Annotated in this window: 18 protein-coding genes and 1 pseudogene; 17 read left to right on the plus strand and 2 right to left on the minus strand. The window is 40.5% G+C overall.

The window, feature by feature from the left end:
- Positions 1 to 9 precede the first annotated feature (9 nt).
- The 5 genes from HW278_RS08905 (at position 10) to murI (ending at position 5,910) form a co-directional block, all read left to right on the plus strand.
- Complete coding sequence (locus HW278_RS08905) at positions 10 to 732, plus strand: isoprenyl transferase (protein WP_178977583.1); 723 nt, start codon at positions 10 to 12, stop codon at positions 730 to 732.
- 4 nt (positions 733 to 736) lie between these two features.
- The gene (locus tag HW278_RS08910; RefSeq protein WP_178977584.1) at positions 737 to 3,271 is read left to right on the plus strand and encodes an outer membrane protein assembly factor; all 2,535 of its coding nucleotides are present in this window, start codon (positions 737 to 739) and stop codon (positions 3,269 to 3,271) included.
- Between the two features lie 69 nt (positions 3,272 to 3,340).
- Positions 3,341 to 4,435: an OmpH family outer membrane protein gene (locus HW278_RS08915; protein WP_053581697.1), complete on the plus strand. Its 1,095-nt coding sequence runs from the start codon at positions 3,341 to 3,343 to the stop codon at positions 4,433 to 4,435.
- Between the two features lie 30 nt (positions 4,436 to 4,465).
- Entirely contained in the window at positions 4,466 to 4,999 is a 534-nt protein-coding gene (locus HW278_RS08920; RefSeq protein WP_016479699.1) for an OmpH family outer membrane protein, read from the plus strand.
- 101 nt (positions 5,000 to 5,100) lie between these two features.
- Positions 5,101 to 5,910, plus strand: a complete 810-nt coding sequence (gene murI, locus HW278_RS08925) for a glutamate racemase (protein ID WP_178977586.1) — start codon at positions 5,101 to 5,103, stop codon at positions 5,908 to 5,910.
- A gap of 16 nt (positions 5,911 to 5,926) precedes the next feature.
- Here murI and HW278_RS08930 read toward each other — a convergent pair whose 3' ends face one another.
- Positions 5,927 to 6,901 carry a lytic transglycosylase domain-containing protein gene (locus HW278_RS08930; RefSeq protein ID WP_053581699.1) on the minus strand — a complete coding sequence of 325 codons (975 nt, stop codon included), beginning with the start codon at positions 6,899 to 6,901 and terminating at the stop codon, positions 5,927 to 5,929.
- A gap of 829 nt (positions 6,902 to 7,730) precedes the next feature.
- Between HW278_RS08930 and HW278_RS08935 the strand changes: the two genes are divergently transcribed.
- The 9 genes and pseudogenes from HW278_RS08935 (at position 7,731) to glmS (ending at position 19,523) form a co-directional block, all read left to right on the plus strand.
- Entirely contained in the window at positions 7,731 to 10,130 is a 2,400-nt protein-coding gene (locus tag HW278_RS08935) for a TonB-dependent receptor (RefSeq protein ID WP_178977587.1), read from the plus strand.
- A 99-nt stretch (positions 10,131 to 10,229) separates the two neighbouring features.
- The gene (locus tag HW278_RS08940) at positions 10,230 to 12,698 is read left to right on the plus strand and encodes a M1 family metallopeptidase (RefSeq protein ID WP_178977588.1); all 2,469 of its coding nucleotides are present in this window, start codon (positions 10,230 to 10,232) and stop codon (positions 12,696 to 12,698) included.
- A gap of 125 nt (positions 12,699 to 12,823) precedes the next feature.
- Positions 12,824 to 13,351, plus strand: coding sequence for a GNAT family N-acetyltransferase (locus HW278_RS08945; RefSeq protein WP_178977589.1), 528 nt, complete (start codon positions 12,824 to 12,826; stop codon positions 13,349 to 13,351).
- Between the two features lie 2 nt (positions 13,352 to 13,353).
- The gene (fic, locus tag HW278_RS08950) at positions 13,354 to 13,899 is read left to right on the plus strand and encodes a protein adenylyltransferase Fic (protein WP_034556323.1); all 546 of its coding nucleotides are present in this window, start codon (positions 13,354 to 13,356) and stop codon (positions 13,897 to 13,899) included.
- Between the two features lie 4 nt (positions 13,900 to 13,903).
- Positions 13,904 to 14,827: a DUF4300 family protein gene (locus HW278_RS08955; RefSeq protein ID WP_317166217.1), complete on the plus strand. Its 924-nt coding sequence runs from the start codon at positions 13,904 to 13,906 to the stop codon at positions 14,825 to 14,827.
- 59 nt (positions 14,828 to 14,886) lie between these two features.
- Positions 14,887 to 16,190, plus strand: a pseudogene (der, locus tag HW278_RS08960) (ribosome biogenesis GTPase Der).
- A gap of 13 nt (positions 16,191 to 16,203) precedes the next feature.
- Positions 16,204 to 17,181 (plus strand): D-alanine--D-alanine ligase, encoded by a 978-nt coding sequence (locus HW278_RS08965; RefSeq protein WP_015782507.1) that lies wholly within the window; start codon positions 16,204 to 16,206, stop codon positions 17,179 to 17,181.
- Positions 17,182 to 17,198: 17 nt separating this feature from the next.
- Positions 17,199 to 17,651 carry a pantetheine-phosphate adenylyltransferase gene (coaD, locus tag HW278_RS08970; RefSeq protein ID WP_002677379.1) on the plus strand — a complete coding sequence of 151 codons (453 nt, stop codon included), beginning with the start codon at positions 17,199 to 17,201 and terminating at the stop codon, positions 17,649 to 17,651.
- Between the two features lie 30 nt (positions 17,652 to 17,681).
- Positions 17,682 to 19,523 carry a glutamine--fructose-6-phosphate transaminase (isomerizing) gene (glmS, locus tag HW278_RS08975; protein WP_015782508.1) on the plus strand — a complete coding sequence of 614 codons (1,842 nt, stop codon included), beginning with the start codon at positions 17,682 to 17,684 and terminating at the stop codon, positions 19,521 to 19,523.
- A 492-nt stretch (positions 19,524 to 20,015) separates the two neighbouring features.
- On the opposite strand, the gene HW278_RS08980 is transcribed toward glmS, so the two are convergent.
- Positions 20,016 to 20,372: a DUF6567 family protein gene (locus tag HW278_RS08980; RefSeq protein WP_002675412.1), complete on the minus strand. Its 357-nt coding sequence runs from the start codon at positions 20,370 to 20,372 to the stop codon at positions 20,016 to 20,018.
- 430 nt (positions 20,373 to 20,802) lie between these two features.
- Here HW278_RS08980 and HW278_RS08985 point away from each other — a divergent pair, with 430 nt between their 5' ends.
- From HW278_RS08985 to HW278_RS08995, 3 genes are read left to right on the plus strand one after another with little or no spacing between them, the layout of a single operon-like run.
- Complete coding sequence (locus HW278_RS08985) at positions 20,803 to 22,575, plus strand: AMP-dependent synthetase/ligase (protein ID WP_178977591.1); 1,773 nt, start codon at positions 20,803 to 20,805, stop codon at positions 22,573 to 22,575.
- Positions 22,572 to 23,498, plus strand: a complete 927-nt coding sequence (locus HW278_RS08990) for a bifunctional riboflavin kinase/FAD synthetase (protein ID WP_178977592.1) — start codon at positions 22,572 to 22,574, stop codon at positions 23,496 to 23,498. Before HW278_RS08985 ends, HW278_RS08990 begins: the two co-directional genes overlap by 4 nt.
- Complete coding sequence (locus tag HW278_RS08995; protein WP_009411280.1) at positions 23,461 to 23,901, plus strand: deoxycytidylate deaminase; 441 nt, start codon at positions 23,461 to 23,463, stop codon at positions 23,899 to 23,901. Before HW278_RS08990 ends, HW278_RS08995 begins: the two co-directional genes overlap by 38 nt.
- Positions 23,902 to 23,907: the final 6 nt, after the last annotated feature.

The following is a 23,907-nucleotide window of genomic DNA, read 5'->3' on the forward strand; positions in this document are numbered from 1 at the left end:
TTGAAACCAATGGAGATTACAAACTATCCAAAGCATTTGGCTATTATAATGGACGGTAATGGGCGTTGGGCAAAAAAACAAGGTCTGCTCAGAGCTTATGGTCACGAAAAGGGAGTGCAAACTGTGCGACAAGTAGTGGAATATTGTGTGGAACACCGTATTCCATACCTCACCCTTTTTGCCTTTTCTACCGAAAATTGGAAACGACCCGCCTTAGAAGTAAAAGCCTTAATGGAACTATTAGTAAAGTTCCTGAAAAAGGAAGTTGATAATTTGCACAAGAATAATGTACGCCTCAAAACCATTGGCAATTTAGACCGTTTCCCTCCTAAACCACGCGAAGCCCTACTTGCTTCTATCGATAAACTCAAAAACAATACAGGGCTTACCCTTACCTTAGCCCTCAACTATGGAGCACGTGAAGAAATCCTAACTGCTATAAAAGAAATTGCAGCAAAAGTAAAAGAAGGCACACTTATTGCTAATACAATTACCGAAACAACACTACAAGAACACCTATACACCTACGACTTACCCGATGTAGACTTACTTATCCGCACCAGCGGTGAGGAGCGCATCAGCAATTTTTTATTATGGCAAATAGCCTATGCCGAACTCTATTTTACTGAAGTATTATGGCCTGATTTCACAAAAAAACACTTAGAAGAAGCCCTATCAAACTATCAAAGTAGAGAAAGACGATTTGGAAAAACAAGCGAACAACTTACGTAAAACTATGCTGAAAAAATTTTTATTGCTTGCTTTCTTGGCTTTTGTAAGCCTTGTAAATGCACAAGAAGAAGACAGAATATCATTAGGAAAAGGAAGAAAATATACAATTGGTGGCATTGAAGTTACTGGTGCAAAACGTTATAACGAACAAACTATCCTTACTACTTCGGGTTTGAAAGTAGGTGATGTAATCGAAATCCCCAGTGAAAAATTCAGCTCCATCATTCATAAGCTATGGGGCTATAAGTTGTTTAGCGATATTAATATTTATATCAAGCGTGTAGAAGGTGATACCGTATTCTTAGAGTTAGCTATCAAAGAAACACCTTCATTAGTCGATGTAAAAGTAACAGGTATCGGACAGAAAAAAGCAGAAACCCTCCTTAAAGATGCCGAAATTAAAAAAGGAATAAAGGTAAACGAAAGCCTTATTGCTAATACTAAAAACTATATCACTAATAAATATCGAAAAGATGGTTATCTCAATACCAAAGTAACCATCGATACCAAAATAGATACTACCGATGCCAATGGTGTAGATATGCTCATTCACATCGATAGAGGTAATAAGGTAAAAGTCGATAAAATTACTTTTGAAGGCAATCAGCAATTTACCTCAGCCAAGTTGCGCAAGAAGCTTAAAAAAACAAAACAAGTGCGTTTCGGTCGTTTCTGGAAACGCTCCAAATATGTTAAGAAAGACTACGACGAAGATTTAACAAACCTCGTAGATTTCTATAAAGAAAAAGGCTATCGCGATGCTCGTGTGGTAAACGATACGCTTATTAAAAATAAAGACGGTAACGTAAGTCTTAAAATAGCAGTAGAAGAAGGAAAGCGTTATTATTTCGGTGATATCCGCTTCTTAGGAAACTCAGTCTATAACGACCGTGTGCTCAATCAAGTATTGGGTATCAAAAAAGGCGATGTATATAACGGAGTATTGCTCAAAAAACGCATTCAAGACAATACCAAACCCGATGCCGAAGATATAACCAACTTATATCAAAATAGTGGTTATCTCTTCTCGCAAATACACCCTGTAGAAACCTCAGTGGTAAATGATACTATCAATTTCGAAATACGCGTGGTAGAAGGGAAGCCTGCTTATTTTAATAAAATATCAGTAACAGGTAACGAAAAGACTAACGACTATGTAATTTATCGCGAGTTGCGCACACGTCCTGGTTATCTATATAGCAAAGATGCCGTAGTGCGTACCGTTCGTGAGTTAGGACAGTTGCAACTATTCGATGCTCAAAACATCAATCCAGAGTTTAAAAATGCCGACCCTAATGCAGGAACCGTAGATATAGAATATAAACTCACCGAAACAGGTTCAAGCCAAGTGCAGTTGCAAGGAGGGTATGGTGGAGGCTCATTCATAGGTACACTTGCCCTTTCATTCAATAACTTTTCTATTCGCAACTTGTTCAACCCCAAAGCCTATCGCCCAGTGCCTATGGGCGACGGTCAAGCACTATCACTCAGTTTCCAAATAAGTAGGTACTACCGTACTTATGGGTTTTCATTCACCGAACCTTGGATGGGAGGTAAACAGCCTGTGCAGTTCTCAGTGTCATTCAGTAGAACCGAACAGTTCGGGTATAGTTACAGGAGCTATGATGTAGATAGGAGTAAACGTGTGTATATCACAGGAATAAACGTAGGTTTAGCCAAACGTTTGAGAGTCCCCGATGATTATTTCCAAATCGCTCATACTTTAAGCTATCAGCATTATGATTTGAAGAATTATCCTAATTTAGGACTCTTTACTTTTAAAGATGGTAACTCTAATTCATTAGCTTATACCATTTCGTTATCGCGTAACTCAAGTGGTCCTAACCCTATCTATCCAATGTCAGGAAGTAGTTTTACCATTAGTGCGAAACTTACCCCTCCTTACTCATTGTTCAATAAGGTAGATTATGGCAAACTGCTTGAAGAACGTGAAACAGCATCTAATAACGGCGATTCTGAAAGAATAGCACAGATAGACCAAGAGCGTTTTCACTGGTTAGAGTTTTATAAGCTCAAGTTTACCTCAGCTTGGTATACCAATATTTACAGTAAATTTGTATTAAAGTTTGGTGCTGATTTTGGTTATTTGGGAGCTTATAACAGCAAACGTGGTATAGTACCTTTTGAACGCTTCTTTATGGGAGGCGATGGCTTAGGCTATTACTCTATGGACGGACGTGAAAACATACAAATGCGCGGGTATGAAAACTATGCCCTTTCCGCCGATGATGGCGAGACTGTGTTTAACAAGTTCTCTCTGGAATTGCGTTATCCTATTACTCTTAAACCAATGGCTTCTATCTATGGCTTAGTATTTGCCGAAGGAGGTAATGTACACAATGGATTAGAGAACTTTAATCCTTTCCAGATTAAGCGTTCAGCAGGTTTAGGATTGCGACTCTTTATGCCACAGTTCGGTATGCTGGGTATTGACTTCGGGTATGGTTTCGATAACCCTGCCAATAGCAATAGCCGCAGTGGCTGGCAAACACACTTTATTTTTGGACAACAATTCTAATTTTTGGCACGATATTTTCTTTTATGAAAAGAGAAGGCTAAAAAGTAGTATATACATTTGATAAATGTTATGAACAAACTACAAGCGTTATTTATAGTACTATTGTGTAGTGCCTGTTTTACTTATGCACAAAAGCCATCTCGTATTGGCTATGTGGATATGGATTACATATTATCACACCTCGAAGATTATAAAGTAGCAAGCCAGCAGTTTGCCTTACAAGTAGAGCAATGGGAGGCTGAAATAGCCAAACGCCAAGAAAAGATAAAGGCTGAAAAAGATAAGTTAGAAGCTGAGAAAGCTTTACTTACTCCCGAGCTTATCAAAGATAAAGAAGAAGAAATAGCTCTGTTAGAATACAACCTGAATGCCTATAAACAGCAGAAGTTTGATGCTAAGGAAGGAGAGTATATCACCCAAAAGTTTATGCTTGCTAAGCCTATCCAAGACCAAGTGTTCAATATAGTGCAAGAGATAGGCAAGATGCGTAAATACGACTTTATCTTTGAAAAGAGTGATGCCACTATGTTATTCTCTAATGAGCAACATAACTTGAGTAAAGTAGTGCTTCGTGCCTTGAAGAAGAAAGACAATGCCGAAGATAGGAACAAAGATATGGCTCAGCTCTTAAAAGAAAGCTATGATTTTGAGTTTGTAGAAGAACGCGTTAAGAAACGTAAAGAAGCTGAAAAAGCTCGTGAGCAACGCCGAGTACAATACGAACAAGAACGTTTGCGCAAAACTGAAGAAATGAAGCAACAGCGCGAACAGCTCAAAGCAAAACGCGAAAAAGAGCAAGCCGAGCGTCAGCAGAAGTTTCAACAAGAACGAGATGCTCTTAAAGCGCAACGCGAAAAAGAACAAGCTGAACGTGTACAGAAGTTCCAACAAGAGCGCGATGCTCTTAAAGCACAACGCGAGAAAGAGCAAGCTGAGCGCCAGCAGAAGTTCCAACAACAGCGCGATTCTATAAAAGCACAACGCGACAAAGAGCAAGCCGAACGCCAACAGAAGTTACAAGAACAGAAAGAACAGCGTGAGAAGGAAATAGCTGAACGCCAAAAGAAACTTGAAGAACAAAGGGTGCAACGTGAAAAAGAACAAGCCGAGCGCCTTAAAAAACAACAAGAGGCGAGAACACAAACGCCTACAACAAATCAGTAAAAATTTTTAAATAACTAATATTACAAACAGATGATGAGAAACATTAGAACGTTGATGATTGCATTGGCTCTATTCTTAGGAGCTACTACAATGCTTACTGCACAAGTGAAAATCGCTCATATTGATGTGCAAAAACTTTTAGAAGAAATGCCTGAAAGAAAATCAATAGAGTCACAATTAAAGAAAATGGAGCAAGGATATATGAACGATATTCAAGCAGCTATTAAAGAATTGCAAGCTAAGGCTCAAAAGTATCAGAATGAAGCTGCTGCTCTTACAGAGGCACAACTTAAAGCTCGTGAAGCAGAATTCCTCAAAAAATCAGAGGAAATTAAAACTATGGAAGAAAATATCCGTAAAACACAACAAACTGCTGCTGAGAATTTACAGAAAAAGCAACAAGAATTGGTAGAGCCATTGCTTAAAAAGGTAAAAAGCTCTATTGAGAAAATTGCTAAGCAAAGAGGACTTCAGTACGTATTGGATTCAAGTGCAGGCTCAAGCGTGATTGTAGCTACAGGAGATGACCTTTACAGTACAGTTAAAAAGGACTTAGGATTTTAGTTCGTAGATTTTTAAATTATTAGATATTTTTTCTTATGAAAAGTGTTCGCTAAGTGAACACTTTTTTTTATTTTTGCAACTGAAAAGAACCTTATTTTAAAATGACTCACTCAACATCACGTACAGCACCTATTGGTTTGTTTGACTCTGGAGTAGGGGGGACTACTATCTGGAAAGAAGTAAACGCACTAATGCCTAATGAGAACACCCTGTTTATAGCAGATAATAAAAATGCTCCTTATGGTGAGAAGACTAAGGAGGAAATCATTGCATTATGCGATGCCAATACGCGTTTTCTGTTAGAAAATAATGCAAAAATTATAGTAGTAGCGTGCAATACGGGTACTACCAATGCTATATCGTATTTGAGGAATAAATATAAAGAAGTACCTTTTATAGGAATAGAACCTGCTATAAAACCTGCGAGTTTGCAGAGTGTTACTAAGAAAATAGGGGTATTAGCAACCCGCAGTACACTTGCCAGCGACCTTTTTGCTAAAACCAGTGAGCACCTTAAACAGGAAGAGCAAGTGGAAATTATAGAGCAAGTAGGGGAGGGGCTAGTAGACCTTATAGAAGCGGGACGTATAAAAAGTCCTGAAATGACGCTATTATTACGCAAATACCTCTTACCTATGGTTGCCGAAGGGATTGATTATTTGGTGTTAGGTTGCACTCATTACCCTTATTTGTTACCACAAATACAAGAGCTCATTCCTCCACACATAAAGGTAATAGATTCGGGGTATGCGGTAGCCAAACAAACGCGCAATATACTTTCTCAACATCATTTACTGAACGATGATGCTACTGCAGAGGCACAACACCTTTGGCTTGCTAATGGCAAGGTAGAAGTATTGCAACAGTTTGCGCCCAAGAATGTCAAACACTTGAAAATTTCTACTTTCTAATATCTATCTTTAAAAACTATTTCTTGGGAATCCTGATATAATACGCTTTACCATCTATATTATCTAGCCTTTTATCGCGTAGCCAAGGATTGTATAGTTTTAGGTCTTTATAAGTGATGTTCTGGCTCTTGGCAAATTGGGTGAGATTTTCGATGGTAGAATCTACCATTACATTGTAAGTGGGCAGTTCGTTATACAAATGTTTCTTCTCGAAGATGAAGCCGTACTTCTTAGGGTGCTTCATTATCTCTTTTAGGGCTAAAATACGAAATACATAGCGTGAAGTTTCGGAGCTTAGCCATAAATCATAATAATTATTAGTTTCTTGAAAAGAAGTTTGCTTATTCATTCCTGAGATACCGGCATTATAAGCAGCGGCAGCCATTGTCCAGGAACCTGTACTGCGCTTGGCTTTGTTTAAATAATCGCAGGCAGCTTGGGTAGCTTTTTCTATGTGATAACGCTCATCTACTTGGTCGGTTACTTCTAAGCCGTATTCTTGAGCGGCGGGTTTCATAAGTTGCCAAAAGCCACTTGCACCGGAGGGTGATACCGCATTGGTGAGTCCGCTTTCTATGATGGCTAAATATTTGAAATCATCGGGGATATTATTGCGTTTGAGGATAGGTTCGATGATAGGGAAGTACTTATTAGCACGCTTGAGCACCAACAAAGTATTGGATTGCCAATAGGTATTTACGATAAGCTCTCGGTCTAAGCGCTCGTGTACATCGGGGTCTTCCAAAGGTACTCTTTCGCCAGCAAAGTCTAATTTTTCGGGTAAATCGATGGCAAAAACTCTGTAATCATTAGAGAAATCGCTTTTATGATGAGTTTCTTGAGCTGAAAGAGGGTTCTGGGCTGCTTCGGCTTCTGCTTGTTCGTAGATATTGTTTTCTTCTTTTTTAACTGACATTGCATTGACCAAAAAACCAGAGAGCAAAACAACTCCTCCACCTGTGAGCAAATATTGTATCGTTCTTTTCATCATTTTTTCTTTTGTATAGATTGGGGCAAAGATAGTAAATAATTCTTTAATACCAAATAGTGTTAGAAATGAGAAAATTAGAGAATTAGAAAATTAGCAAATGAGGAAATGAGGCGCGAGTTTGAGTTAGAGGAATGAGGCTGTGCCTCAGAAATTAAACAAAAATTTAACAAAATCAAGTCTACGCCTTGTGAAATGGGGAGAGAGATTCGTCGGAGTTTTTGGAGAATCTTAAAGAGGTTCTGAACTTTCGGAAGATATCGGAGAGATTCGGAAGAAGGTTAAGAGGGGTTTTGATGAAAAAAGGCTATTAGATGGGTAGGGTTAGCTTATAGAGAGCTTATAGGAAGCTTATACGAATCTTGGACGATTGGTATAGAAAGGGTGTATAAATAGTTGATTAATAGTATAATACAACAAGGCTAAAAACGGTAAAAACGGGGTTTCGAGACGAAAGAAAGAGGAAGAGGTGATAGGCCTTAGGCCATAGGCACTAGGGGAAACATCCCCCTTTACACATACCCAGCTGTCGCTGGCTACCTCCAAAGGGGGAATGTAGCGACGGAAAAAGGGGAAGAGAAATTAGAGAATTAGCAAATTTGAAAATGAGAAAATGGGGTGGTGTGGAGTCTTAGGGCATAGGTAATAGGAGGGAGTATGACAGAAAAGGGGGGAGTGTGGCGAGGGAAAAGGCGAGAAATGACGAATGATGAGGGACGAAGGACAAATGTGAAACTTTGTTAAAGTAAAACAATAAAATAAGTTAATTCTTTTTATGGAGTGTGTTTTTTATTTTACATTTGCACCATTATTCGCCATAAACAATATTTTAATGAAAAGTTTTATTTTCTTTCTTGCTCTTTTTTGTGAGCTTACTCTTTCTGCTCAAGCACAATACACTGTAAAAGGCTTCGTCCATAACGCTTCGCTTGAGGGAATTCCCAAAGTAGCTATTAAAGTATTAGATGCCGATACGAACCTTATTGTAAGCGAACCTCTTACGGGAGCTAACGGACTCTTTAGCTTTACTTCACCTCCTCGTAAGTTGCGCATTTATATTGAAAGTACGGGTGATTATTTGTCGTATACGGGAGAGCCTTTTCTGTTAGACAAGAATATTGATATGCTTGCTATTGCACTTAGCACTGCGGTAGATTTGGAAGAAGTAGTACTTACAGCTCCTCAGAAGAAAGCTGCTGTGTATATGGAGCAAGGCAAGATAGTGTTTTCACCTAAAAACAGCCTAACACACTCTTCGGGTACGGCACTTGATGCACTGAAAAGTACGCCCAATGTGGTGGTAGACAACCAAAATCACCTGAGCATTGGCGGGAAGAGCAATGTGTTGGTGCTCATCAATGGGAAGCCTACTTATATGCAGCCCGACGATTTGGCGAACTACCTGAAATCTATTCCAATGGCGCAAATCAAGAAAACGGAATTATTACTTAATCCGCCTGCCGAATATGAGGCACAGGGAGGAGCAGGAGCGGTGAATATAGTATTAGACAAAAAGACGGTGGAAGGCACGTTCTTCTCTTTAAATAACGGGGTGTCGTATTGGTGGAATCTGCGACAGAATACAGAACTCCAATTGCAACACAGCGTGAAGAAGGGTATTTTGCGTTTGGGTTATAATCATCAGTTGGGGCATTACGCAATGGATTACGGCAGTGAGCGCCTACAAAATGGCTTGCGCTATGAAAGTCCTACCGATGATACCGAAAAGCGCAAAACGATTGCAGGGCATATTGGCTATGATTATTTGCCCGATGAACAACATACCTTAGGGGTGCAACTCTCTGCCAACACGTTATTTGGCAAAGGAACTACCAGCACGACTACCCGCTTTTTCAATGCTGCTAATGTATTGGAAAAGACGCTATCGGGCTATAACGATTACTTTATGCAAAAAGCCAATCGATACAGTGCCAATGTTTACTACACGTTTACTCCTTCGGATAACGAACGCTATCAGTTGGACATAGATTACGCTTTCTTTGATGGGGGCTCGGGCAATTGGCAACCCAACACTTACCGTTCGCCTGAGGGTACTATACTTTCTCACGATATGTACCTCTCCGAAAACGACCGTAAGATACATATCTTTGCTACTTCTTTTCGTTCGGAGCTACCGTTATGGGGAGGCAGTCTTACAGCGGGTGCTAAATATTCACAAGTATTTTCGGATAATAGTTTTCATTTCTTCAAGCACTTGCCTACCCACAATATCATAGATGTAAACCGCTCCAATGCTTTCGATTTCAAAGAGCGTATTTTTGCCGTATATGCCCAGTATCACTACCCTATTACCGAACGCTTGAATGCTGAGGTGGGTGTGCGCAACGAGACCACTTTTTCTAAGGGAGTGCTATTGCCTGTTGCAGGCAGTGCAAATAGCCAACAAGAACACAAAAAGCACTATACCAATTTCTTTCCTACCCTGAGTTTGCAATACCAATGCAACGATGACCTACAACTATTTGCAGGTTATAGCACACGTATCAACCGACCTGAATACCAGAATCTCAATCCGTTTGAATACCTCTTAGACGAATTATCGTATTGGAAAGGGAATCCGTTTTTAGCCCCTGAGAAGATACAAAAACTCACTCTTTCGGCTTCGTATAAAAAGACATCTTTTACAATGGCTTACAGCTATTCTACTGATTTTTTTAGCAGTATTAGTGAACCTTTTCAGCAAAATAAGATTATTTCTATCCCTCAGAACATAGGTAGCCAGCACCATTTACTTTTTTCTCTTTATCAAGAACTCAACTGGGGCAAAGGCTGTCAGACGACTATTACCCCTAACCTCAGTTATATAGAGAACAAAGGCACTGTGTTAGAAGGCACTGAGTTACACCTCAATCGTTGGCAGTACAGCCTAACGATGCAAAATTACTTTCGCTTGCCTTGGCAACTGAAAGGCGAACTCACGGCAGTTTACAATTCGCGCAGATTAGCAGGCATCAACGAGATAGCTAAATCGTCAGGAGGTATAGACCTCGGTTTGCAACGCCTTTTCTTAAATAATCGTCTTACGGCTACCTTTAGTTTTACCGATATTTTCCACACCCAGCGTTGGGACAGCGAGAGCCATTTGCCTAACTTAGACCTTTATGCTTACGGCAATAGCGAAAGCCGACAGCTTAAACTGAACTTCACTTACCAATTTGGAAAAGCTAAAGAGGCACACGTAAATGAACTGGAAGAGGTACAACGGTTGTGATTTTTTGGTGTTTTATTTCGCTATAATGGCAAAAAGCTATATCTTTGCATTTGAAATTATCCCTTGGAAATATATTTTTCAAGGCAATAAAATAAGCTAATGAAAAAAACACTTTTTACTATTATTGCCCTGTTACTTTCGGGCTACACTTTTGCACAGACGGATACTTCGGGGCGAAGCCTCTATCGTGCTACTCCTGAGAAGAAAACTGCCTTAAAGCACACGAAATTGAAGGTAGATTTTAACTTCACTAACCAAACACTCAACGGCGAAGAATGGCTTACTGCTTCTCCTTATTTCTATGCTACCGATAGCCTTATCCTTGATGCAAAGGCTATGCTTATCCACAAGGTGGCTTTGGAGCAGAACGGCAAGCAACAGCCTCTTTCTTATAGCTATAAGAATGATATGTTGAGAATAAAACTCAACAAAACTTACCAAAAAGGGGAGACCTATACCGTGTACATTCGCTATACGGCACAGCCTGAAAAGGTAACCGATAAGGGCAGTCGTGCTATTACCGATGCCAAAGGGCTTTACTTTATCAACCCTAACGGAGAAGCCGACAAGCCTATGCGCCAAGTATGGACGCAGGGTGAAACGGAAGGCTCTTCGTGCTGGTTTCCTACCATCGACAAGCCCAACCAAAAGACTACTCAAGAAATAGAAATGACAGTGCCCGATAGCTTTGTTACCCTCTCTAACGGGGTGCTAAAAAGCAGTGATAAGAAAGGCAATATGCGCACCGACTATTGGGTGATGGACAAGCCTCACGCACCTTATCTTTTCTTTATGGGGGCAGGAGAGTTTGCCGTAGTAAAAGATACACCTTGGCGCGGTAAGGTGCCTATTGAATACTATGTAGAAAAGGAATACGAGCCTGTTGCAAAACAGATATTTGGAAATACTTCCGAGATGATTACGTTCTTCTCTGAGCGTTTTGGCTATGACTATCCGTGGGCTAAATACGCCCAAATGGTAGTGCGCGATTTTGTGAGTGGAGCAATGGAAAACACTACGGCTGTAAGCCACGCCGAGAGTGCTTATCAGAGCGCAGAAGCTTTGGCTGACCAAAACTATTGGGAGCCTATTATCGCACACGAATTGGCACACCACTGGTTTGGCGATTTGGTAACTACCGAAAGCTGGTCGAATCTCACCGTAAACGAGTCGTTTGCTAACTACAGCGAATACTTGTGGTTGCTACACAAATACGGCAAAGATGCCGCAGAATACCACCTTAGCAATAACACCCTTCAATATCAACACCGCGTCAATGATTTTGCAAAAGATTTGGTGCGCTTTGGCTATGATTCACGTGAGGATATGTTCGATTTGGTATCTTACAACAAAGGCGGGGCTATCTTGCATATGTTGCGCAATTATCTTGGTGATGAGGCTTTTTTTGCAGGGCTTACCGATTACCTCAAAACGAATGAATACGGCACGGGGGAAGCTCACCAATTACGTCTTTCGTTAGAAAAAGTGAGCGGTAAAGACTTGAACTGGTTCTTCAACCAATGGTACTTTGGCAATGGTAATCCTACTGTGAATGTAGAAAAGACGTTTAGCAATGGTAAATTGACCTTAAAAATCATTCAAACACAAAGCGAAGACCTCTTGTTTCAGTTTCCGTTGGATATAGATATTTACAGAAATGGCAAGGCAGAGCGTCATAGTGTTTGGGTAGATGCTCGTAAAGAGAATACTTTTACTTTCGCAATGAAGAAAGCCTCAGAGCTGATAGATATCAACCCCGAAGGTGTGGTGCTGATAGATGAGCAATACCATAAAACGTGGGCAGAGTATTTGTACCAAATGCAACGCGCTAAATCGCTCAAGAGCAGAATGCAAGCGGTAAGTGCGCCAATGGCTCCTGACGGCAAAGATATTTTGCTTGCTGCTCTTAAAGACCCCTTTTTCCAAGTGCGCATACAAGCATTGCAAAAACTCGCTAGTTATGAACTCAATGCCAAAGAAATGGCAATGGTAGAAAAGATTGCGTCTTCTGACCCTGAGAACTTAGCTAAATCGGCAGCGATATGGGTATTAGCTACCTCAAAAGACAAAAACAAATACGTTTCTTTATTTGAAAAATACCTTGAAACTCCTTCGGGGGCTATCAAGAATGCTGCTATCAACGGGATAGCTCGCACTGAGCCCGCCCGCGCTAAGAGTATACTTGAAAAAGGAAGTATTAAAGACTTTGATACCGACCAATTAGCGGGATTATCAGGAGTAATTGTAGACAACCAAATGGAGCAGTATCTCCCTGCGATACTTCCTTATTTTATATACTATCCTTTCTTTGAAAAAGACAATCCTGAAACAGCTACCAACTTTAAAAAAGGTTATGAGTGGGCAATGCACTTAGACAATACTTCACACGTGGAGCTATTGGCTGAATCACTCAAAGAAATCGCTAAAGATATGGAGAACCCTGCTGCTAAAGAGATGCTCAAAAACGTATTGGACGAGGGAATCACTATCAAACGCGGCTTAAACCAAACTGAATCGGTAAAAAAACAGATTAAGATGTTGGAAGAGATTAAAGAAATGTTTAAGTAGTGGTTAGTGGTTAATGATTAGTGGTTAATGATTAGTGGTTAATGGTTAATGATAAACTTTGCCAAAGGTGCGAGCCGCACGGGCAGATAACTTTGGTAAAGTCTATTTATAAAATATTTAAGTTTATGGAAACACTTCACACAATGCGCCTTTTGCTTCGTCCTTGGAAAATAACAGATGCCCAAGCCTTATACGCACAAGCTCATAATCCTATTATAGGCAAGATGTGCGGTTGGCTACCTCACAAAAGTGTAGAAGAGAGCCGAGAGATTATTGAGGTTGTCCTTAGCAAGCCTCATAGTTTTGCTATTTGTTTAGCAAACAACATTCCCATAGGAAGTATAGGCTTGCTTTTACAAGGAAAGAGCAATCTTCCTATAAGCGAAAGTGAAGCTGAAATAGGATATTGGCTTGGAGAAGACTTTTGGAGCAAGGGCTATGTTACTGAAGCTACCCTAAGGGTACTGCAATATGCTTTTGAAGAGTTGCACCTTACCCAGCTATGGGCAGGCGCATACGAGGAAAATATTGCCTCACAGCGAGTACTTGAAAAATGTGGCTTCCGTTACCATCATACCCTTGAAGATTTCTTGTTTCCGCTTATAGGAGAGAGGCATACAAGCTTAGTATATACGTTAAACAGAGAAAATTGAAGATGAATACTCAAGAAATCGACGCACAAAGTTTGCAAAATGCCTATCGTCTTTTTGAGAGTGGGACTATAGAGCAGATAGAAGTAGGTACCACTAAAGGATTATGCGAGATACATCGCTATCTTTTTGAGGGGCTTTACGATTTTGCAGGTGAGATACGTCGGCTAAACATCAGCAAGGGCGGTTTTAAGTTTGCCAATGCGATGTTTTTGCACGCTATCCTACCCGTAATAGACCAAATGCCTGAAAATACTTTTGAAGAAATTGTAGCCAAATACGTAGAGATGAATATTGCCCACCCTTTTATGGAAGGCAATGGACGTGCTACTCGTATATGGCTCGACTTGATACTTAAAAAACGCTTAGGCAAAGTAGTGAATTGGCAACGGATAGATAAAGCTCCTTACCTCCAAGCAATGGAGCGTAGCCCTATCAACGATTTGGAATTACGCTTTTTGTTGCAACCTGCCCTTACTGATAAAGTAAACGACCGTGAAGTAATTTTTAAAGGTATAGAACAATCTTATTATTATGAAAGTAATGACTAAAACAATGAAAAGACTTCTATTGATAACTACTCTTTCTTTGGTAGCAATTTCTTGCCAACAGAAGAAAGCAACAACTGAAAATACAGCAGTTACTCTCACTTATTCTAATTTAGTAGATACCGCTACCCAAGATGAAGTGCAAAAAGCCCTTACAGCAGCGGGGGTCTCTTCACAAAATGTAGCCTCTTTTTTGGAGGGTGTAGCCCTTTTCAACCAAACAGTAGGTGATAAAGCAGGCTTAGTACACAAAGGATTTGTTACTATTGACAGCTTGCTACCTAAGTATGATGAGGTTGCTATACAAAGCATTTGGACGGCTAAATACCCTATGTTTCAAGGCTATAATTGCCGTCTTACCTCTTTCACCCTCTTGCGTGATTTAATTTCTTTCCCTACGGATAAAAAGTTTGCTAGCAAAGAGGAAGATGAGGTGCTTTTTATAGACCGTGAATCCTTGCACAATACTTCTAAGAAGTTCTTTACCTCTGAGGAAGAAAATAACTTTTTTACCCTCTTTACTGAGGTGCCTACTACTAATACCAAAGATGTAAACACCCATTTGCGGGTGATGCAAGAAGCGTGGAAAGAGCGCGGTATCAATTTCCGTTATAAAAACGACCCGACTAAGGCATCGCTTATCTCGGCAGTCTTCCATTCCCAAATCACCCCAGAGGAGAACACTCTTTTTGTAGGACACGTAGGGGTATTAGTACCTTTTGACGGCAAGTTGCTCTTTATAGAAAAACTCGCTTTTCAAGAACCCTATCAGGCAATAAAATTAGAGAATCGCACCCAGCTCAGTGATTACTTAATGAATCGTTATGATGTAGAATGGGAGCAACCTGATGCTATTCCGTTTATAATGGAAAACGATGTGCTAATGGACGGCTATCGCCCCAATCCATATAAAAAAGAACAGCGATTGTAAGAAGATAATTGTCATTTGTCAATTAATTTCTATCTTTGCAAAAAATAAGTAGGTGTATTATGAGTGCTATAGTAGCCATTGTGGGACGACCGAATGTAGGTAAATCCACTTTTTTTAACCGTTTGATAAAACGCCGAGAGGCTATCGTGGACGCTGTAAGTGGCGTAACACGCGATCGCCATTATGGTAAAACCGACTGGAACGGGGTCTCTTTTTCTGTTATTGATACAGGTGGTTACTTAGCGGGAGGCGACGATTCTTTCGAGAAAGAAATCAACAAACAAGTTGCCTTAGCCATAGACGAAGCCGATGCGATTATCTTTATGGTAAACGTAGAAGAAGGACTTACCGGTATGGACGAATCGGTGGCTGAGTTGTTGCGCAAATGCCATAAACCGATATTAGTAGCGGTAAATAAAGTAGATAGCAACAACCGTCGCAACGATATGCACGAGTTTTATGCCTTAGGTTTTGAACATCTCTACGCCCTATCAAGTGTAAATGGTAGCGGTACAGGGGAGCTACTCGACGATTTGGTCGCTCTCTTGCCCGAAAAAGAAAAACAAGAAGAAAACACCTTACCGCGTTTTGCCGTAGTAGGGAGACCTAATGCGGGTAAATCGTCCTTTATCAACGCCCTTATAGGCGAAGACCGTTATATTGTTACTGATATTGCAGGCACTACACGCGATGCGATTGACACTAAATATAACCGTTTTGGATTTGAGTTTAACTTAGTTGATACAGCAGGTATCCGTCGCAAAGCCAAAGTGAAAGAGGACTTAGAGTTCTACTCAGTAATGCGTTCTATTCGCGCCATTGAACACTCCGATGTGTGTATTTTGATGCTTGATGCTACGCGTGGTTTTGAAAGCCAAGATGCTAATATCTTCTGGTTGGCACAACGCAATCGCAAAGGCATAGTGATATTGGTAAACAAATGGGATTTGGTAGAGAAGGAAAACAATACGGCTAAACAGTACGAAGCGGCTATCCGTAAAGAAATAGAACCTTTCACCGATGTACCTATCTTGTTTGTATCGGCATTGAATAAGCAACGTATCTACAAAGCCATAGAAACGGCTGTAGCAGTGTATAACAACCGCACCAAGCGTATCCCTACTCGCAAACTCAATGAGGTGATGTTGCCTATCATTGAGAACTATCCCCTCCCGCGATCAAAGGGAAATACATCAAGATAAAATTCTGTACCCAGTTGCCTACACCTATGCCACAGTTTGCTTTCTTTGCTAATTTGCCTCAGTATGTAAAAGACCCATATCGACGTTTTATAGAAAACAAACTCCGTGAGAACTTTGATTTTAATGGCGTGCCTATTGACGTGTATTTCCGTCAGAAGTAATACTATTGAAAAAATGAAAAAGAATATAGCAATCATAATGGGAGGATACTCTAATGAAGCTCCCGTTTCTTTAAAAAGTGCTGCAGTAGTAGCCAAAAACCTCAACCAAGATAAATATGTACCTTACCCCGTGCGTATCGACCGTGATAAATGGGTGTATGTAGATACTCAAAACAACGAACACCCTATTGATAAAAACGACTTCTCGGTAACAGTAAACGGACGTAAAATTACTTTTGATGCTGTTTTCAATGCTATTCACGGCACCCCAGGTGAAGACGGTTATTTACAAGCCTATTTCAATTTGATTGGCTTACCGCTCACAGGGTGCAGTATGTATGCTTCGGCTCTTACTTTCAACAAACGTGATATGCTATCGGTACTCAAACCTTTCGGAATTCTTTCAGCCCCTTCTTACTATCTCAACAAAGGTGAAGACTACAACACTGCTGATATTGTGGCCAAAGTAGGCTTGCCTTGCTTTGTGAAGGCTAATAAATCAGGGAGTAGTTTTGGAGTGTATAAAGTATATGAAGAGGCTCAACTGCCTATGTATATAGACAAAGCATTTGAAGTAGACGACGAAATCCTCATCGAAACTTTCTTGAAAGGTACTGAAATCTCTATCGGGGTAATCAACTATCGCGGGAAAATAAAAGTTCTTCCAATGACTGAGATTGTATCCGAGAATGATTTCTTCGATTATGATGCCAAGTATAACGGCAAGTCGCAAGAAATTACCCCTGCGCGCCTTTCTGCCGAAATGACTGCTAAAATCAACGCTTTGGCGGAACGTGTATACCGATTGTTAAAAATGGAAGGTTTCAGCCGAAGTGAGTTTATCATAGTAGGCGATACACCTTATTTGCTTGAAATGAATACCACACCAGGGCTTTCAGAAGCTAGTTTACTGCCTCAACAAGCTAAAGTAGCTGGTATTAGCCTTGAAGAACTATTCGAAAGCGAAATTGAACGAGTATTGAATCACTAACCATTAATCGTTAATCATTGAAAAGAGCTTTATTTCCAGGGTCATTTGACCCCATTACCTTAGGTCATTACGATATTATCAAACGCGCTTTAGACCTATTCGATGAAATTGTGGTTGCCATAGGTGTTAATGGCGACAAGAACTATATGTTTACGGTAGAACAACGCAAAGAGTTTATCGAAAAAGCCTTTGCCGATGAACCCAAAGTAAAAGTTACAACTTACCAAGGACTTACGGTAGACTTCTGCAAAGAAATCGATGCTCAGTTCATCCTCAGAGGTTTGCGCAACCCAGCCGACTTTGAGTTTGAAAAAGCTATTGCGCATACTAACCGCAAATTATCTCAAATAGAAACTGTCTTTTTACTTACGGCAGCGCGTACTTCGTTTATATCATCGTCTATTGTGCGCGATGTTATTCGCAATCACGGTGATTATACCGTATTAGTGCCCGAAAGTGTAAGAGTATAAATTAATAAATAATAAAAAGAACTTAAAAATATGTGTGGAATTGTAGGTTATTTAGGCAAACGCGCCGCCTTTCCCATCGTGATTGATGGTTTAAAACGCTTAGAGTATCGCGGATACGACAGCGCAGGTTTTATCTTAAACGCTGAGAGTTTTTACGGAGAAAAAACCAAGGGCAAAGTATCCGATTTGGTAGCCAAGGCAGGAGAAAATGTTCCTACTTATGGCTGCGGTATGGGGCATACCCGTTGGGCTACCCACGGAGTGCCTAACGACATCAATTCACACCCTCACCGTTCTAACTCTGGCAAAATAGCCATTGTACACAACGGAATTATTGAGAATTACGAGAGTATCAAGCAAAACCTCATCAAAGAGGGATTTGTATTCCATTCAGATACTGACACCGAAGTATTAGTAAACTTCATCGAATACTTCAAAGAAAAAGAAAACGTCAATTTAGAGACTGCCGTGCGCTATGCGCTCAACGAGGTGGTTGGCGCTTTTGCCATTGCTGTAATGGAGGAAAGCAAACCTGAGGAAATAGTAGTAGCCCGCTTGGGTAGTCCATTGGTAATAGGGGTAGGTGATGGAGAGTTCTTCGTCGCTTCCGATGCCTCTCCTTTTATAGAATACACCCAAAATGCTGTGTATTTAGAAGATGGCGAAATGGCTACCATTCACCTCAACAAACCGTTGAAAGTGATTAAAATAGGCAGTAACGAGCAGGTGAGTCCGTTTGTACAACAACTCAAACTCAACCTCGAAGCAATTGAAAAAGGCGGATACGACCATTTTATGCTCAAAGAAATCTACGAGCAGCCTAAGTCTATCCAAGACACGATGCGCGGTCGCCTCTTGCCCAACCATACTACCAAACTATCAGGAATAGATAATCATTTAGAGACCTTCCTCAATGCCAAACGCATCGTTATTGTAGCGTGTGGCACTTCGTGGCACGCAGGCTTGGTAGGTGAATATCTGTTAGAAGAATACGCTCGTATTCCTGTGGAGGTAGAGTACGCCTCAGAGTTCCGCTATCGCAACCCTATTATCAATAAAGGGGATATCGTCATTGCTATTTCGCAATCGGGTGAGACCGCCGATACCTTAGCAGCCCTCAAATTAGCGAAAGAAAAAGGAGCTTTTATCTACGGTATTTGCAATGTGGTAGGTTCATCAATTGCGCGTATCACCCATTCAGGCACTTACACTCACGCAGGTCCTGAAATAGGGGTAGCTTCTACCAAAGCCTTTACCACCCAGCTTACGGTGCTTACCCTTATCGCTTTGCATTTAGGACATAAGAAGGGTACCCTCAGTACGGAAACCTATCACCGTCTTTGCAAGGAATTAGAACGTGTGCCCCAGTTGCTCGAAACCACTATCAAAACAGTCGATCACAAGATAGCCGAAATAGCCGAAAGCTATAAAACAGCTACCAATTGCTTGTATTTAGGTCGTGGTTTTAACTTCCCTACCGCTTTGGAAGGGGCTTTAAAACTCAAAGAAATATCCTATATTCACGCCGAAGGCTATCCAGCTGCCGAGATGAAACACGGACCTATCGCCCTTATCGATGAGAATATGCCGGTGATATTCATCGCACCGTCTAAAGGACATTATGATAAGGTAGTTTCCAATGCACAAGAAATAAAGGCACGCAAAGGTAAAATTATAGCCGTAGTAACCGAAGGCGATACCCAAATGGCGGGCTTAGCAAACCACGTGATTGAAATACCCGAAATCAGTGAGGCACTTACCCCTATTTTAGCCTCAGTACCTTTGCAGTTGCTGTCCTATTATATCGCTATCAAGCGCGGTTGCAATGTCGATCAACCTCGTAATTTAGCCAAATCAGTAACCGTAGAATAATTTGGTAATTTCCCAATTTCTCAATTAGAAAAAGAGTCAATTTGTATACTTACAAATTGACTCTTTTTTTGTTTGAAGTGAGCTCGATATAACAAAATTCTCTTTTTTATTTGCTTTTGTACTATATACCTTGCCAAAGTTTCTGTTTGCTCTTCGTGCTACGTTCCTTACCAAAATAGAAATCCCTTAACTACCTTCTTTTTAGTTTTATCTTAGCTTTAACTTACTTCCTATTTAGGTTCGTCTTTTGTTCGTTGTAGAGCCACTGTAGAGCCACTGTAGAGCCACTGTAGACCCACTCTTCGTTTATCTTACTGCCGTTATACCTTGCTAAAGTTTCCGTTCCCCGTATAGCTCACGCCCTGTTGTGCTATGACTTTTTCAAAGTTGAAATCATTGATAGTCAATCTCATTGATATTACATTTATAGGGGCGCTTGTAAACGCCCCTATAAAAATAAAACTTTTTGAACAGCTTCTTTTTTGTGTTTTACTATTCAGTAAATTCGATTACGTCAGCTGAAACAGTTACTGTGTATTGCATACCAAACCAGAAAAAGAAAGAATGTATTTCTACAGTTTCATTGATAACCGCTCTTGAAGAGCCTACCAAATTGGCATTTTGAAGCATTTTAGCTCTTGCTTTTTCTACCAAGCCACGTCTTCCACCTCCTACAATAAGAAAATATTGATTAGAAGCTTCTCCTTTCACGTGTTCTACTACTTTAAAGTTATTTTTAGCCAATACCACTTGAGTAGTATGGTTGTTTACATTGTGCGATAACTCTCTTGTACCTCCACAACTTGCTAACAGTAGTGCCAAAGCACTGAATAATACGATTTTTTTCATTTGTTATTGATTTAATTTTAATATTACAAAACGAATAAGGGCAACCTTTGAGCATAAAAAAGCGTGAATGTTTTGTTCACACTTTTAAAAAGGCTCTGGTATGCCCAAAAACAGGTATGTAACAAAAACAGTTCACGCCCTTATGGGGCGAGAAACCTTTTGTTAATTACCTCTGCTTTTTTATTGAATTTACCAGATTCTTTTAAAAAGGAATATTAACAACTTTCTCTTTAAATCTTATGTGTATTTTTCTATTCTTCTATATCTCAATTGTTTTTATTTGGTGCAAAAGTATGAATTAATTGTAAATTACAAATGATAAAAGACAATTTTTTCCAGAAAAATAAAGTTTTTTCCTTTTTTCGTCATTCGTATTTCGTATTTCGTAATTATTTATTACTTTTGCCCTCTGTAACAAAAATTTAAACCAATGAATACCGTAAATCGTTTATTCGATATACCTTATTATCAACAATCTAAACACCCTTTAGAGGTCGCTTTTGCTACCAAATACAACGGTGAGTGGGCAAAAACCTCTACCGCTGAATATATCCAAAAAGTGAATACCGTAAGCCGAGGCTTATTGCGCTTAGGCATTGAAAAAAATGATAAAATAGCGGTCATTTCAAGTACTAATCGCACCGAATGGCACGTGCTCGACATCGGGATTTTACAAGTAGGCGCACAGAATGTACCTATCTATCCCACTATCAACTTAGAGGATTTCGAGTATATCCTCAACCATTCGGAATGTAAATACTGTGTCGTTTCCGATAAAGAACTATGGGAGAAAATCTCTTCTATCCAAGATAAATTGCCTCATCTAAAAACTATTTTTACCTTCAACGATGTACCTTATGCCCACCATTGGCAAGAAATCCTCGATTTAGGCGCCGATGAGAGCAATCAAGCAGAAGTGGAAGCACGCAAAGATAGTATTCAAAAAGACGATTTAGCAACTATCATCTACACTTCGGGCACTACCAGCCGTCCAAAAGGGGTAATGCTCTCCCACTGGAATATCATCTCTAACATACTGAACTGCCAAGACCGTTTGCCTATTACCGAAGGCTCTACAGCACTCAGCTTTTTGCCTGTGTGCCACGTGTTTGAGCGTATGCTCACCTATTTGTATCAGTACGATTGTCTAAGCATTTATTTTGCCGAATCTCTCGATAAAATCAGTGATAACTTACGCGAAGTAAAACCGCATATCATTACAGTAGTACCCCGACTCATAGAGAAGATTTACGACAAAATCTTCGCAAAAGGGGCAGAACTTAAAGGCATTAAACGCAAACTCTTCTTTTGGGCACTCAATTTGGGCTTCAAGTACGAACCTTATGGAGCCAATGGCGCTTGGTATCAGTTCAAACTGAAAATTGCGCGCAAACTCATCTTTAGCAAATGGCGCGAAGCCTTAGGCGGACGCATACAGATGATTGTCTCAGGTAGTGCTGCTCTCTCACCGCGTTTGGCTAAGGTGTTCTCTGCCGCAGGACTCAAAATTATGGAAGGTTATGGTCTTACCGAAACCGCTCCCGTTATTGCAGTAAACCGCGAATCGGGTAGATTTTGGAAGATAGGTACCGTAGGGAAACCTATTGTCAATATAGAAGTGAAAATTGCCGAAGACGGTGAAATACTTGTGAAAGGGGAGAATGTAATGTTGGGCTACTATAAAGACCCCGAGCAAACAGATCAAAACATCACCGATGGTTTCTTCCACACAGGCGATATAGGCGAGCTTGACGCTGATGGCTTCCTTAAAATCACCGACCGCAAGAAGGAAATCTTCAAAACTTCAGGCGGTAAGTACGTATCGCCTCAGCTGATAGAAAACCAGTTGAAACTCTCTCGTTTCATTGAGAATGTAATGGTAGTAGGCGAAGGTGAAAAGATGCCAGCTGCTATTATTCAGCTCAATTTCCCGTTTGTAAAAGAATGGGCACGCCGTCATAAAGTGAAATTAGGTAAAACCAACGAAGAGATTATACAAAACCAAGCCATTCACGACCGTATTGCTAAAGAGGTAGAAAAGGTAAACAATCATTTAGGCAAGTGGGAACAAGTAAAACTTTTTGATTTCACCCCCGATGAATGGACGATAGATGGCGGTCATCTCACTCCTACTCTCAAGCTCAAACGACGTGTGATTAAAGAAAAGTATATAGATATTTACAATAAGTTCTACAATAAGTGAGAGAAATAACCGATATTACTACTTTTACTACCCAACAACCTACGGTGCTCACCATAGGCACGTTTGATGGTGTGCATTTGGGACATCAGAAAATCATTGAAAGGGTAGTAGCAACAGCTCGCCAAGAAGGACTTTTAGCAACAATATTCACTTTCTTTCCGCATCCGCGAATGGTAGTGCAACACGACAAAAGTTTGAAACTTATTCACACTTTGGAAGAGAAGAAGCAACTACTCCAGCGATTAGGCGTCGATTTGCTCGTAGTACAACCTTTTAATGAGGCTTTTGCCCAACTTACTGCCGAGGAGTTCGTAAGTACTATTTTGGTACAGCATCTCAATGTGAAAAAGGTGATTATTGGTTACGACCACCGTTTTGGGCGCAATCGTACCGCAAATATAAACGATATGCGTTTATTTGGCGAAAAGTATGGCTTTGCTGTGGAAGAAATATCGGTGCAAGAAGTAGATGAAGTATCGGTGAGTTCCACCAAGATAAGAGAGGCGTTGAATAAAGGCGACGTTACCACTGCCGAGCATTACCTCGGGACTCCTTACAGCCTTACAGGCACGGTGGTACACGGACTCAAATTGGGGCGTACCTTAGGCTACCCTACTGCTAATATACAAGTAACCGAAGACTACAAACTCATTCCCAAAGATGGCGTATATGCCGTGTATAGCTACATTGACGCACGAAAAGTGTATGGAATGATGAGCATTGGCAAGAACCCTACTATCGAAGGTAAAGGGGCTTCTATCGAGGTGTATTTCTTTGACTTCAACGGCGACCTTTACGACCGTGAACTCACAATATATTTTGTAAAATACCTACGTGAAGAACGAAAGTTCTCTTCAGTAGCACTTCTTAAAAAACAATTACAAGATGACGAAACAACAGCGAGAAAAGCAATTGCGTTATGACAAAGCTTATATGCGTATGGCGATGGAATGGGCAAAATTGTCTTATTCACAGCGCAAGCAAGTAGGAGCTATAATAGTAAAAGACCGTATGATTATTTCTGACGGTTATAATGGTACGCCCACTGGTTTTGATAACTGTTGTGAAGATGAGGAAGGCAATACCCATTGGTATGTACTTCACGCCGAAGCCAATGCGATAATGAAAGTCGCTTCGTCTACACAATCGTCGGAAGGAGCGACGCTCTATATCACAATGTCACCTTGCAAAGAGTGCAGTAAGCTCATCTACCAATCGGGGATTAAGCGCGTGGTGTATAAGGAAGGCTATCGCGATAACGAGGGCTTAGCTTTTCTCGAAAAAGCAGGTGTAGAAGTCGTCCATTTAGAAGATGTAAGTGAATAATCTTCC

The organism is Capnocytophaga sp. oral taxon 902, assembly GCF_013394735.1.
GTDB lineage: Bacteria > Bacteroidota > Bacteroidia > Flavobacteriales > Flavobacteriaceae > Capnocytophaga > Capnocytophaga ochracea.